Below are 13,245 nucleotides of genomic sequence, written 5' to 3' on the forward strand. Positions count from 1 at the left end.
GGGAAGGAGGGAGTGACCATCTCATTAAATATGCTGAAGCTGCACGCCCGCCTGCAGCAAGGGCTGCAGGCGTTATAGCGAAGCCGGCTGGCGGTTAGCTCTGCGGTTGCCCCCAGCGGCTGCGCAGATAGTTGACCGCCTGCCGGGTTTGCGGCTGATTGAGATTGTTTTCGCGGAACAGGATCGTGCCCTGGATCTGCGGCAGAGTTTCATTGAGGTCGAGCTGCTTTTTCAGCTCCGGCACGCCGCCATCCACCGTCCAGTCAGGCTCATTTTTGGACGGCTCACCCACTTTGTACAGCGCCACGCCGATATACAGCCGGGTATGCGTCGGCTTAACCACCTCGGCCCACCAGTTGGCCAGCACATCATAGCGCGCGGCATCGCGGGCAAACGGCCAGTAGATCTGCGGGGCGATGTAGTCGAGCAGTCCCTGCTGCACCCAGCTGCGGGTATCGGCATAGGACTCATCATAGGCGGCCGCGCCACGGGTATCCGACCCCGCCGGATCGTGCGAGCGGTTGCGCCACACCCCGGCCGGGCTCACGCCAAACTCGACGTTCGGATTGAGCTTTTTGATAGTAGTGGAAACCTGGGCAATGAGCTGCTGGGTGTTATGCCGGCGCCAGTCGCCCTTCGAGGCGTAACCCTGTCCGTAACGGCGGAAGGTTTCATTGTCGTTAAGCGGTGAAGAGGCGGTTTCGGTGTAGAAATAGTCGTCGAACTGCACGCCGTCAATCGGGTAGTTCTGCACCACTTCAGCGACGATGCTGGTGATCCAGTCCCGTGCTTCGGGAATGCCCGGGTCGAGGACAAAGCGATCGCTGGCGGTGCGGATCCAGTTACGGTGCAGGACGAACACGCTGGCCGGCACCTGCGTGAGGGTGTTATTCAGCTCGGCAACGGTCGACGGTTTGGTGTTAACTGAGACACGATAGGGGTTAAACCATGCGTGAACCTTCATACCGCGCTTGTGCGCTTCATCCAGCATAAACTGCAGCGGATCGTAGCCGGGGTATTCGCCGATTTTGCCGGTCAGCATATCGGACCACGGCAGAATGTCCGACCGCCAGAGCGCCGTGCCGTCGGGTTTCACCTGGAAAAAGACGGTGTTGATACCCAGGCGCTGCAGGTTATCGAGTTTGGCGATCAGCGCCAGCTTCTGCTGCGTGATGCGGCTTTCCGGCGTGCTGGCGATAATCGACCCGACCGGCGGCCAGTCAAGGCGCGACACGGTGGTGAGCCACACGCCGCGTACCGGCTCCCGGTGCGTCTGGCTGGCTTTGACGGCGGTAGTGTTCGGTGTCGTGACAAGGGATTTAGGGGCCTTACTGGTGCAGCTGAACAGCATGCCCACGGCAATGACGGCCGCACCGGCCAGCGCCACTTTGCTGGCTAAGGGGAATCGACGAGAATGGCTGATGATGAACTCCCGTGTAATCAGATCGTCGCGTGTAGCGGCTATTCTCTTACGATTCGTGGGTCAGAGCAATTCCTTCATCCGTCGGTTCGCCATCACCTAGTCATAATGTAAGGTATAGGTCGCGACGGCCGACACCTGACCGGCGGTGATCCGGGGACGGGTCTGGTAGTAGCGGGCCGTGAGCGGCAGGATAAACCGGCCCGCACTCGCGCTGCCCAGCGTCATCTCATGATTCAGGGAAACCGGCTGGCGATGGTAAAGCAGTTGCACACCAATACCCTGCGCCCGATCGTCCGTGGCGTCATTGCGCAGAACGCCATGCCCCCGGGCGGTGAGGGGCTCCGCGCCGTCAACACGCAGGGAAATAGTCACAGCGCTGTTGCAATCCAGTTGCAGCGCGAAAGGCGTGTCGCCGGTGGTTTTGCCGACGCCGCCGAAGTGGTCAAGCATCGCGGCGGGCAGCTTAATCAGCGCTGGCGTGGCGTCATTCACGGAACATCCCGCGGTGTTGACCCTGCCGCTTAAGTCTAACGCGGCCAGCGGGGTATGCTCTGCCATTAAAAAGTGCTCGCTGTGATACTCAAGCTCGCCCGGTGTCGCCGCGGGACCGGTTTTAATAAGCTCAATCGTCAGGCGGAAATAGCCCAGTTTCCACACCGCATCAGGCAATATGGCCGGATTGTTCACCCGTTGGCTAAACGGCGAGGGCGTCGGCCGGTCAGGGAAGCCGCCATAACCGCCGATAACGCGCAGCGATACGCGAACGCCAATGCCGGCGAGGTTGGTTTGATAAACCGTCGGTCGCGTCGCTCCCCCGGATAGCAAACTGTTCAGCTGTAGCGGCGACAGCCCATGCGGGTCGTCCGCGCAGCGGATCCACTGTTCGCCGCCGTCGCTAAGGCGATCCCAGGCGAAACTTTTGTGATACAGCGGGGTGCCCGGTCTGGCGTCAGCCGGCACGGTGAGTTGCCCTACGTTCAGCCGAAGGGTGGTGGCCTGGCCGCGGACAAACACCGGCGTACAGGCCCATCCGCTGGCGGGGGGTAACAGGGCGAGTAACAGCGTCAGGGTGGCCCGACGCAGGAGAGTTAAAAAGGACATGTTAACGTCTGCTGTAAAATGAGTGGATGGGGTGTCTGCGCCAGCGTCGGGGTGAGATCGTAGCGGGCAGTACAGTGCTGCTGAGGGCCTGGCCCCCATTGTGCATACAGGGTGCCTTTCGGCGCCAGGCCGGCGAGGTACACCTGACCCTCGCTGGCAACGATGCTGCTGGTGTCTTTGGCGCGCACTTCGCTGCCAAAGGGCAGCGGTTGTCCCTGCGACTGCAGCGTAAACAGCGCCTTATAACCAACGTGGGTGTGAAAACGCGCCAGCACCACCGCGTCCTTAGTGGGAACCCGCGTCACGGTGCTGTTGGCCAGATCCACATTCTCCGGCAGCGAGTGGCTGTCGAGGGCGACGTCGTTGCGGTGATAGGCGGTAGCGAAGGGCAGCACGGCATATCCATCGCGATTGGTGGCGATGGTTCTCTGGTTGGCGAGGGTCACACCGCCGGCGCCACCGGCGTCAATCAGAACGACAGCGCCATTCATTTCCGGCGTAAAGACCACCCCGTGGCGGTGAATCAGGATACCCCCGCTGGCGCCGTAGTTCAGGCGAGTGGCCTGCGAGTCACGGCTGTAGCCGAGATTCAGATCGCCTCTTCCACTGCTGTAGCCGGCCGTCAGGCTGCCGCTGTGCCCGTTTTGCTGATCGAGGGTTTGGCTGACGGCGTAGCTGAGCGCGTGATTATCCAGCATGGTGCCATTGAGACTGACCATCTGACTGTCGGCGCTGTGGCGGGAGGAGGTCAGGGTATAGCCGGCATAGCTCCCCGGTAGCAGGTGGTTCAGCGCTACTGAAAGTGACAATGTCACCACTTTATCGGAGTGCGGCTCGTCATTCTCCTCGTCACCGTCGCTACTGTGTGCATCGCTGTAGCTGAGCGACCACGCGATACCGTGAACCTGGCTGCTGATCCCCATATTGGCGGTACGCTGTGGGGCGCCCTCTGACCAGTAGCTGTCCTGGTCGAGGCTCAGATAGAGGGTGATATCGTACGGCAGGCTCTGGCTGGCGGTGATTTGCAGGGTCGCTTTTTTGTTGTCGTTATCCCGCGAGTCGGCGTCGGGATCCGGGCTGGAATACGCCTCGCTCAGCGTGGCATAGCGCTGATGCGAATAACGCCAGCCGGTGAAGGTGAATTGCGTGCCAAGACGATCAAAACCTTTGCTGTACTGGAGCTGCCAGGCCCGGCCATCGATCGGATCCTGCTGGTGCCGGTCGCGGGCGTTTAACAGCTGCAGCGAGAGCGCCCCGGCATCACCCAGCCCCTGTCCCGCGCCGAACGAGAGGTTATGATATTGCGCCGCGCTCTGCAGTCCGCCAAACAGCGTCAGGTTGTGGGCGAACCCGCGCATCAGCGACAACTGCATCATCAGCGGACGCTGGCTGGCATCGTCGCTATGATAGCGCCCGGCGACCAGGTTGTATTTCAGGCTGCCTTCGCGTTGCATGCTGGTGACCGATGCATACGGCTGGGTGAAGCGGCGGATTTCGCCATCCGACTCTTTGACGGCAACCTCAAGATTGCCGCTACTGGCGGTGGGATAAAGATCGTCAATCACGAACGCGCCAGGGGTGACGTAGGTTTGATACAGCACGTAGCCATTTTGCCGAACCGTGACCTGGGCGTTAGTTCTGGCTATCCCACGGATGGTCGGGGCAAAACCTTTCTGCGAGTCCGGGAGCATCGCATCACTGGAGGCGAGGGCAATTCCCTGAAACTGTACCGCGTCGAATACATCGCCCGACGTAAAGGTATCCCCGAGCGTCAGTTCACTCCGCCAGCGCGTCAGATCGCGCTCAAGCCAGGCGCCGCTGGTGGTCCAGTGGGGCTTATCGTCGCTGTTGGCGGTCAGGCTGTTGCTGGCGCGCAGGCGCCAGGCGCCGGCGTTCACGCCACTTTTCAACATCAGATAGTTATCGCGCTCAGTGTTGCCCTCGCGGGTTCGCTGGCTGGCGCCTGAATAGCGGTAATTGCTCTGAAAGGCGCTGATACCTTCATCCCACAGCGCAGAAGGAACATTATCCCTCGCCTGGCGCGTCATCAGCGCCTGGGGAAGGGTCATTGCCAGCCGCTGATGGGCAAAATCGAAATTGACCGTACTGCCCGGTAGCAGCGTGGCGAGTTCGGGACATGAGCGGGAGGTTGCGCCGGACGCCTGGGACAGCACGGCCGGATTAACACCGGCCTGCAGCAGATCTTCCGGCTTAAGGCAGGGCGTCAGCTGCCCGCGGTCATTCTGGCGAAACGTGATGATCTTACGGGCATCCAGGGTGACGCCGTTGACCTGCCAGCTGACCGGATAGTCGCCAGGCGGCTGGCTCGTTTGCTGATTGAAGCGCTGCAGATCCACCGCCGGCAAATGGTCGTTTTTTTCCAGCAGATCCATATTAAAGGTCGCCTGGGCGTGCAAGGGCGCGCTCTGTCCGCCCAGCAGGATGGAGAGGCTGACGACGGTAACGGTATGAGCCGGGCCGTGGCGCATCGCGACATCAGGCTTTTAGTGCGCCGAAACGGGAGCGCTAAACGTCTGCACAGCGCCAAAATCATCCAAAATGCGCCAGCTCACCTGGCGGGTGCAGGCCTCGCCGGGCAGGGCGTACTCTTCACGGCTGTGAGGGGCAATCACGCTGTGCTCAAGCGGTGTTTTCTGGTTCTGGCCCGCGCAGGTGAGCGTGGTGATAGTCACATAATAGGGGGAGGCATTCTCCGCCTGCAGGTGGTTGCCACTGACGTGCCAGCGCAGGTGCTGCGCCGCGTCGAGCGCCGAGCCGGGGAGTCCTGCCGGGCGATAAATGAGCTTAAGTTGATTCTTAATAGCAAATTGCAGAATGTTCTCGCCAGCCGGTGCGGTATTGGCAGGAATCACTTTGATATTCAGGGTGAACAAACTTTCCCGATCGTTTGGCAGTTTCGCCGAGGTTAATAACACGCGCAGATCGTTGCTGTCTCCAGCATCCAGACGGAACAATGGCGGGGTGACGATAAACGGTGATTTATTATTATCAGCCAGATCGTCTACCCAGCTCTGAATAAGTACCGGATCGTGAGGATTGGTGTTTTTTACCGTGATGTCGGCCTCATGACTTTGTTCATTATAAATGACACGCGTGCCGGCAATGGCAACCCCGGCAGCAGACGCCAGGAGCGGACAAAAGAGAAGGCTCAGGAAAAAAGCCATTTTATAACACTGCATAATTGAGGATCCGGTCACGAGGAATGAAAATAAGGGCAGGGGATGCTGCCCTCGGTAAAAGCGGCAATCAGCACATTCTATTCATATACAATATCAATATTGGCTGTGGCATTAATATTGCCGGCGGTGACATCCAGGGAGGAATCGCTCTTCAGATCGGCAATAAAATTAAAGGCAATATCACCGTTTTCGTCGGCTTGCGAAACCGCCGTTTTGCTCTGCTTGTCAAAGGTCAACTGAGTGCCTTCCGTTGAGCCGTCAGGGGAAGAGAAGACTTCAATGCCCACGCCTTTGGCGGTATCCGCGGCGTCGGAGAGCGCCAGCACGGCGGCGCTGGTGCCGTTAGCATTGGTGTCCGGGGTACCCTCCAGGCTAATGCTGATATTCTGCGCCAGCGGGCAGCCGGTCAGGTTGATGGTAAAAGGTGTTTCTGCGGTTTTCGCTTCATGTGATTTCAGCGCCGACATATCGACGTTGCCAAAATCGACATTCACATCGCCACCGTTGTTGGCGATCTGGCACGACTCGTTAATAATTTTACCGGTGAAATTCAGTGTGCCCGCCGCGCGGGCGGGGATCACAGTAGCCAGACTGAAGGCCAGCAGTGAACCCACAACCAGCAGGGTGCCTTTTTCTTTCATACTCAAACCTTATTAAATAATCACAAGTTAATTAAATCGTTTAACATTTTTAAAGCATGTTTTTTATTTCTGTTCACAAAAAACGGTAAGCATCACTAATGTATCTTGCCGTCGGGGGCGGGATTATACGGAGAACGTCGTAAAGGCCCATGGATAAGGTGTGTTAAGCTGTAACAATCTTTATTTTTTGGTGTAAGTATAATCTCATTTAATATTGTAATTGGGTTCTATATACAGAATGTATTATTTCCCGGGAACGCCTGTTTTGGCAAAGTTCTGGCAAAAAATTGCTGTTATTCCCGGCAGTTGACCGGAGAGGGCAGAATAATCGTTTACGCTGCCGCTATTTTGCCGTAGCGTGAAGATCGCGGCAGGAAGCCGCAGGTTGGATGGCACAGAACGATTCTGTGCCGCGCAGTGTCACTCGCTATCAAGGAAGATTGCTATGTCTCCGCTCCGTCTCGCTCTAATATGTCTGTGTCTGGCGCCGCTGGCGTCGTCTGCTGCGCTCTCCGGTCAGGTTCATTTTTCGGGACGTGTCATCAATCCGGCTTGTCTTATCGCGCCGCAGCGCAATCGTATCGATGTTTCGTGCCAGCACCGTTCACCGGAACAGGTCGCCTTGACAGACAACCCCCCTCGCTATGCCATGCCGGATGATCGCGGTGAGGTCAGTCTCCACTGGCGAAATGCACAGCACAGTGAAGCGGATGTCATTATTCGCTATCGCTAAGGTAAGAAAAACGCGGTGAAGGGTAAGCGGATGCAGGACGTAAAGGGTAACGCGTTGGGCGGTTTCAGCGCGCGTCAGCAGTGACTACTGGGGTGACGCGCACGTAGAGTACATTTCATGAAAACAATCCTTGCCGTCGTCCGACAGCAGAGTATCGCCTCAGTCGGGTTCCCAGGCGAGGATATCACCGGGCTGACATTCCAGCGCCTCGCAGATGCGGGACAGGGTATCAAAACGGATGCCTTTGACTTTTCCCGACTTGAGCAGCGACAGGTTCTGTTCGGTAATGCCTACAAAGGCCGCCAGCGCCCTGGACGTCATCTTTTTTTCCACCAGCAGTTTGTCCAGATTCACCACCACAGCCATCGTTAAATAAACTCCTTATTCTCTTCTTCAGCACGGATCCCGTGGAGCATGGCGTGAAATGTCACAAACAGCAAGCTTCCTGTCAGAAGCAGCACCCCGTCGCTGAGCAGAAACACCACCTGATAATAAGGCTGCGGCCACCAGGCGAGCAGCGGGATCAGAAAGCGGCACACCGGCAACAGGATCCCCATGCCCACCATGGCCAGAGCGATGTAACGAACGCTGTGCGCCAGGGAGAGGCTGAGCACGCTGCGCTGGCGGACGCTACGGGTTACCTTCATGCCCTGCCAGATAGCGAACGCGAACAGCCCGGCCGGAAGATACAGCAGGGCCAGCAGCAGCAAACGTCTCGCCATCCCCGGCGCCTGGGCCGGGTTGTCGGTTAACGGCACTTCAGCAAAGTGCAGCAGGGTGGAAAGAAAATATCGTTCGCCGGTAAAGAAAATCCACAGCGGCACGATCAGGGCGAGCATAAAAAAGAGGGGCAGTATGCCGCTAATAATAGCCAGACTCAGCCGGGTTCTGGATTGCTTCACAATTTACCTTCCTGATTGATGAGAATAATTAAAGCACCAGCCGCGCCAAGCATGACATAAGGGCCACGGCGAAGACAACGCTCATCGCCCGGACGCCGCGACGACGGCTGGCAAACCACGGACGGGTCCAGACGCGGTAGAGGCTGAGGGTGATGACCGACGACTGGATGGTCCAGGTCAGCATCCGAAACAGGTAGCCCATTTTGCCGAGATTCTGCAGGGTCTGGAAAACCTCGGCGAGATAAATAACCCCGGTCGCCAGCAAAACATAATTGAGCAGGCGTATTTTTCGCTGCGCCAGCCAGTCGCCGGAAATAAACAGGATCACCGACAACAGCGTTAACAGCGCCCAGAGGATGTCAATTCCGTTCATTACGCGCCTCCTGTTCATCAGGGGTGGCAGCCAGTAAGAGCTTGATGGCAGGTCCGATCACCGGCCAGGCGGTATCGGAGAGGATCACTACCGCGGTCTGTCGCTGTCGGTCGAAGGCCATCATTGCCGCAAAGCCGCCACTCTGCCCGTCATGCCAGACGATCTCCCGTCCGCGGACGCGGGTAGTGAACCAGGCATAACCCACCCGGGAATCGGGATCATCGGTGGCGAACAGGGAGTGCATACCTTCACTGCCCGCCAGGTTTCCTGCCAGCAGCGCCTGGGCATATTTCGCCATATCGACAATCGTGGCGCGGACGCCGCCGGCGGGGGCGAAGGCGTCCATCACCCATGGCTGCTGAGGGAAACCAGAGGCTGACCAGCCCATGGTAAACGTCGGCGAGGCTGGAGTATTGTGCCGGGCCACTTCCGCGCCCTGCATTCCGGCGGGGGTAAAGACCCGTTGCGCCATCAGTGTGGCAAAATCGCGATGGGACGCCCGCTCCAGCGCCAGTCCGAGCAGGGCAAACCCGGCGTTGGAATAATCAAACCATTTCGTCGGCTGCAGGGTGGCCTGGTTCATCATCGCGATCAGCGCGGGTCGATCGTAGCGCCAGGGATTCTGCCGCCGGGCAATATCGCTCAGAATAGCCAGCCGCTGCCCAACCGACGCGGTGAGCGGTGGCAGTCCTGAACGGTGAGAAACCAGTTGCTCCAGGGTAACATCCCGCACCGGGCTGACAATCTCCGGGACCAGCGCCGACACCGGCGTCTGCGCGGTGACTTCGCCGCGGCGAATAGCCTCCAGCAGCAGGCTGGCGGTCATGGTTTTGCTCAGGCTGGCGATCTCATACTGTGTCGTATACTCGCTCCCCCACAGACCGTAGCGCACCCCCTGAGGCGTAATCAGCGCTGCGGCGACCTGTCCGCGGGCACCATGAAGCAGGGGCGTTAATATCGAGACCAGCTGTTTATCCCCCGTCGTCCGGGAGCTGGGGGGATGAAAGCCGGGCTGCAGGGCGATCCCCGCCGCCACGATGACGGTAAAAACCAGCACGGCGGCAATGATCTGTCTGTCCCGGCGATAGCGGTTCCAGCGCATGTTTTCTCCTTAACGCGGTACGACATCTAGGTGAGGGAATACCGCTTCTCCCTGGTGTTAAAGTGAGCGCAGGTTAGCCTGGTGTTTATCGTTTTACAATAAATATTTATCGTTTTATGATTAACTTTATGAGGAGTAAAGCAGACACTCCCGGCGCGGTGTGGAGAACGCGGGGGGCAATAGAGGCCAGGGAATAAAGTGCGCTGACGAAGAGAGGTACTCGCCAGCGAGAAATGTCGGCTATGCCGGGAGAAGAAAACTTAGCGGATCCGCGACTGCTCGTCGTCGCGTAGCGTCAGCACCTCAAATCCGTTGGCGGTGACGGCCACGGTGTGCTCCCATTGCGCGGAGAGTTTTTTATCGCGGGTGACGACCGTCCAGCCATCTTTTTTGGTTTTGATGCGGCTGTCGCCCTGGTTCACCATCGGCTCAATGGTGAACACCATTCCTTCGCGCAACACGGCGCCTTCTCCGGGGCGGCCGTAATGCAGCACCTGCGGTTCCTCATGCATTTCCTGGCCGACGCCGTGACCGCAATATTCTCTGACCACGCTGTAGCCATGGTCCTCGACCCAGCGCTGAATAGCGTGGCCAATATCGCCCAGCGTCGCGCCAGGTTTCACCACCTCAATGCCTTTCCACATCGCTTCATAGGTGGTCTTTACCAGCCGGCGGGCCAGCGGGGAGACGTCGCCTATCAGGTACATCTTGCTGGAGTCGGCAATCATGCCCGCTTTCTCCAGGGTGATATCGACGTTAACAATCATCCCGGCGCGCAGATGTTCGGTCGCTTTGGGGATCCCGTGGCACACCACATCGTTAATGGAGGTGTTCAACACATAGGGAAAATCGTATTGCCCCTTGCTGGCCGGGCGGGCATGCAGTTGGTTGACGATAAAATCTTCCACTCGATCGTTAATCGCCATCGTCGTTACGCCGGGAACGATAAAGGTATCCAGCATATCAAACACCGACGCCAGCAGCTGGCCGGCATGGCGCTGACGTGCGAGTTCATCGGCGGTTTTAATGATTATTGATGGCATTGATTACCTCCAGCAGACGGTCAGAGCCGGATTTCAGCATCAGCAGTTTGATCTGCTGGTGGTTAAGCTCGGGGTAGAGCTCGCTCATCATGCCCAGACGGATCCAGTATTCCGCCTGGGCATTGACGGAGCGGGACATAGCTTTGCTGGCATCACGAATATCATCGTGCAATAGATCGGAGATTTTGACGATTCCCATAGAGACAGTCCATATATGATTCGTATATGCATCGTATACAGACCGGCACGGGATGTCATGGGCATTTTGTGTCGTGACCGGGGGGGAGGCGAGAGGCCCACGCAAAAAAGCCCGACCAGCGGGCTTATTTTCAGCATTTTTTTCGGGTTAATCATTCGCGCCATTCACCATGGCGAAAATACCCATTAGATTATCGGTATGCAGAATGAAAATAACATGACGGCGGCGAAGCGCGGCGCATCAATATATTTAATGCAGGTGTTAATTTTGCGTATGAATATTCTCCCGTCAGGCCGGGAATCCGGGGGAGTTACAGCGCGTCAGTGAGTTTATCCACCACCACTTTACCCGCATTATCGAACTGCGTAATGCGAAAGCTGTCGCTCCAGGAGCGGCGGGTGGTGAAACGGTCGAACAGGGATACCCGACCTTTACGCTGACCATCTTTACTCAAAATAACCCATTCAGTCACCGCAGAATAATGCTGGCTATTGTCATGACGGCTCTGTTGTTCAACAAGCTGGTCTTCTTTTTCCACTTTTAAATAATCACGCAACATATTTAACCTCCATAGAAAGTATTATTAACATTACTCCTTTTATTTATTCTTTCAATCAAACTTTTTAATCAATAAAAGTAACTATTAGTGGGCGACCTAAGTGCAAAAATCGTCAGATTGTCATTACCCGGCGCAGTGGATTCCACTACGCTTAACAGAGCTGTCTGGTGCGCTATCTGCGGTTGCCAGGGCCAGAAAGGCGGCAACAAAACGTCTTAACCTTGTATTCATCATGGGCGTTGTTCTGCTATATCTAGTGCGTTTTGCCACGACCGAGCCACAGAGAGCGCTGTACCATGAGTAACGATCACCTGACGGATATCGCCTATCGTCACTTTATTGAAAGTGTTAAAGATTATGCCATATACATGCTGAGCACTGACGGTACGGTCATCAGCTGGAACGAAGGTGCCCGCCGGGCAAAAGGGTACCTGAGCGACGAGATCATCGGTTGCTACTTCGGTCTCTTCTATAGCGAAGCTGAGCAACTCTCCGGTGTACCGGCGAAAAACCTGGAAATCGCCCTGCGTAGCGGGCAGTTCGAAGGGGAAGGCTGGCGTTACCGCAAAGACGGCTCCCGATTCTGGGCGCATGTCATGATCGATACCATCCGCGATGAGCAGAACACCCTGCTGGGTTTTGCCAAAATCACCCGCGATATCAGTGAACAAAAAGCGATTAATGACCGCATCGCATGGATGGCGCGCTACGATGCGCTGACTGGTTTACCTAACCGGGTGGAGTTCTTTGAGCGGGTGGAAAAGCTGATCACCGGTAATGATGCCCGCCGCTTTGCCATTTTCACCATCGATTTAGACAAGTTTAAAGAGATTAATGACCTGCAGGGCCATCTGATTGGTGACCAGCTGCTGCAGCGTGTGGCAGGCGCCGTGCTGAAAACGCTGCAGAAGGAGGAGATGGTCGCGCGCTTTGGCGGCGATGAGTTTGTGGCCGTTAAACCTTTTGCCGATGAGGGTGAAGTGGATGCCTTTGCTGCGCGCCTCTGGCACTGCTTCAGCGGTAAGCAGACGTTTGCCGCGACGGAAGTGGTTCTCTCCGCCAGCATTGGCATCTCGGTCTACCCGGAGGACGGTACGGATATTAACACGGTACTGAGCAATTCCGATCTGGCCATGTATCGGGCAAAGAGCAGTCTCGACCACAAGATTTGCTGGTACGAACGTGAAATGGATGACAAGACGCGGCAGCGCAATATGATGGCCGCCGACATCCGGCGCGGTATTCACGCTGGAGAATTTTCGCTCCACTATCAGGCTATCCGCAACATCAAAGATCGCCGGATCACCGGTTACGAGGCGCTGCTGCGCTGGCAGCATCCGCAGCTGGGGCCGATCCCGCCTGACGTGTTTATTCCCATCGCCGAAGAGAGCGGCGCCATCGTGCCCTTAGGTTACTGGGTGCTCGAGCAGGTGTGTAACGAATCGCTGGAAAAGGGTCTCAACAGAAAAGTTTCGGTCAATATCTCGCCGGTGCAGTTGCGTCACCGCAGCTTTATTGAAAAAGTCCGCGAGATCCTGATGCGTACCGCCTATCCGGTCAGCCTGCTTGAGTTTGAAGTGACGGAGACGGCGTTCATCATCAATAAGCAGCTGGCCTTTAGCGTCCTGCATCATCTGCAAAAAATGGGGATCAGCATCGCACTCGATGACTTCGGTACCGGCTACTCCTCCCTGAGCATGCTGCGCGATTTCCATTTCGACGTGATTAAACTCGACCGAAGTTTTATGCTTGATGTGGAGAGTAATCCCCAGGTCCGCTCATTCGTGCGGGCCATCATTTCGCTGGGAAATTCAATTAATACGCCGCTTATCGCCGAGGGTGTGGAAACCGCCGGGCAACTGCAGATCCTCGAAGAGGAAGGGTGTGACGAGATGCAAGGCTTTCTGTTCGGCGAGCCGGTGGATATTAAACACCTGCCTCCGTCGTCCTGATACGCCCACCGGCTGCG

Annotated in this window: 14 protein-coding genes; 2 read left to right on the forward strand and 12 right to left on the reverse strand. The window is 57.0% G+C overall.

Features of this window, described 5'->3' with window-relative positions; genetic code table 11:
• Positions 1–94 precede the first annotated feature (94 nt).
• From HMPREF3096_RS23295 to HMPREF3096_RS23315, 5 genes are all read right to left on the reverse strand, one after another.
• Positions 95–1,387: a glycoside hydrolase family 10-like protein gene (locus HMPREF3096_RS23295; protein ID WP_012968243.1), complete on the reverse strand. Its 1,293-nt coding sequence runs from the start codon at positions 1,385–1,387 to the stop codon at positions 95–97.
• 132 nt (positions 1,388–1,519) lie between these two features.
• Entirely contained in the window at positions 1,520–2,524 is a 1,005-nt protein-coding gene (locus HMPREF3096_RS23300) for a fimbrial protein (RefSeq protein ID WP_032730346.1), read from the reverse strand.
• Positions 2,512–5,013, reverse strand: coding sequence for a fimbria/pilus outer membrane usher protein (locus HMPREF3096_RS23305; protein ID WP_022066169.1), 2,502 nt, complete (start codon positions 5,011–5,013; stop codon positions 2,512–2,514). The genes HMPREF3096_RS23300 and HMPREF3096_RS23305 overlap by 13 nt, the downstream gene beginning before the upstream one ends.
• A 15-nt stretch (positions 5,014–5,028) precedes the next feature.
• Complete coding sequence (locus HMPREF3096_RS23310; protein ID WP_032730347.1) at positions 5,029–5,724, reverse strand: fimbrial biogenesis chaperone; 696 nt, start codon at positions 5,722–5,724, stop codon at positions 5,029–5,031.
• Positions 5,725–5,801: 77 nt separating this feature from the next.
• Positions 5,802–6,365 (reverse strand): fimbrial protein, encoded by a 564-nt coding sequence (locus tag HMPREF3096_RS23315; protein WP_008804914.1) that lies wholly within the window; start codon positions 6,363–6,365, stop codon positions 5,802–5,804.
• Between the two features lie 445 nt (positions 6,366–6,810).
• Between HMPREF3096_RS23315 and HMPREF3096_RS23320 the strand changes: the two genes are divergently transcribed.
• A complete protein-coding gene (locus tag HMPREF3096_RS23320) occupies positions 6,811–7,098 on the forward strand; it encodes a type 1 fimbrial protein (protein WP_008804913.1) in 288 nt (95 codons plus the stop codon).
• Between the two features lie 159 nt (positions 7,099–7,257).
• Here HMPREF3096_RS23320 and HMPREF3096_RS23325 read toward each other — a convergent pair whose 3' ends face one another.
• From HMPREF3096_RS23325 to HMPREF3096_RS23355, 7 genes are all read right to left on the reverse strand, one after another.
• Positions 7,258–7,464, reverse strand: coding sequence for a helix-turn-helix domain-containing protein (locus tag HMPREF3096_RS23325; RefSeq protein WP_004205917.1), 207 nt, complete (start codon positions 7,462–7,464; stop codon positions 7,258–7,260).
• Positions 7,465–7,466: 2 nt separating this feature from the next.
• Positions 7,467–8,000 carry a DUF2975 domain-containing protein gene (locus HMPREF3096_RS23330; RefSeq protein ID WP_004205916.1) on the reverse strand — a complete coding sequence of 178 codons (534 nt, stop codon included), beginning with the start codon at positions 7,998–8,000 and terminating at the stop codon, positions 7,467–7,469.
• Positions 8,001–8,028: 28 nt separating this feature from the next.
• Positions 8,029–8,373 (reverse strand): hypothetical protein, encoded by a 345-nt coding sequence (locus HMPREF3096_RS23335; protein WP_032730349.1) that lies wholly within the window; start codon positions 8,371–8,373, stop codon positions 8,029–8,031.
• Positions 8,360–9,475, reverse strand: coding sequence for a serine hydrolase domain-containing protein (locus tag HMPREF3096_RS23340; protein WP_032730350.1), 1,116 nt, complete (start codon positions 9,473–9,475; stop codon positions 8,360–8,362). The genes HMPREF3096_RS23335 and HMPREF3096_RS23340 overlap by 14 nt, the downstream gene beginning before the upstream one ends.
• Before the next feature lie 260 nt (positions 9,476–9,735).
• Positions 9,736–10,518, reverse strand: a complete 783-nt coding sequence (gene map, locus HMPREF3096_RS23345; RefSeq protein WP_008804909.1) for a type I methionyl aminopeptidase — start codon at positions 10,516–10,518, stop codon at positions 9,736–9,738.
• Complete coding sequence (locus HMPREF3096_RS23350) at positions 10,499–10,717, reverse strand: ParD-like family protein (RefSeq protein WP_002904808.1); 219 nt, start codon at positions 10,715–10,717, stop codon at positions 10,499–10,501. The genes map and HMPREF3096_RS23350 overlap by 20 nt, the downstream gene beginning before the upstream one ends.
• A gap of 310 nt (positions 10,718–11,027) precedes the next feature.
• Positions 11,028–11,276 carry a hypothetical protein gene (locus HMPREF3096_RS23355; protein WP_008804908.1) on the reverse strand — a complete coding sequence of 83 codons (249 nt, stop codon included), beginning with the start codon at positions 11,274–11,276 and terminating at the stop codon, positions 11,028–11,030.
• A 296-nt stretch (positions 11,277–11,572) separates the two neighbouring features.
• Between HMPREF3096_RS23355 and HMPREF3096_RS23360 the strand changes: the two genes are divergently transcribed.
• Positions 11,573–13,228: a putative bifunctional diguanylate cyclase/phosphodiesterase gene (locus HMPREF3096_RS23360; protein ID WP_008804907.1), complete on the forward strand. Its 1,656-nt coding sequence runs from the start codon at positions 11,573–11,575 to the stop codon at positions 13,226–13,228.
• The last annotated feature ends 17 nt before the right edge of the window (positions 13,229–13,245 follow it).

This window comes from Klebsiella sp. HMSC25G12, assembly GCF_001807705.1.
GTDB classification, from domain to species: domain Bacteria; phylum Pseudomonadota; class Gammaproteobacteria; order Enterobacterales; family Enterobacteriaceae; genus Klebsiella; species Klebsiella variicola.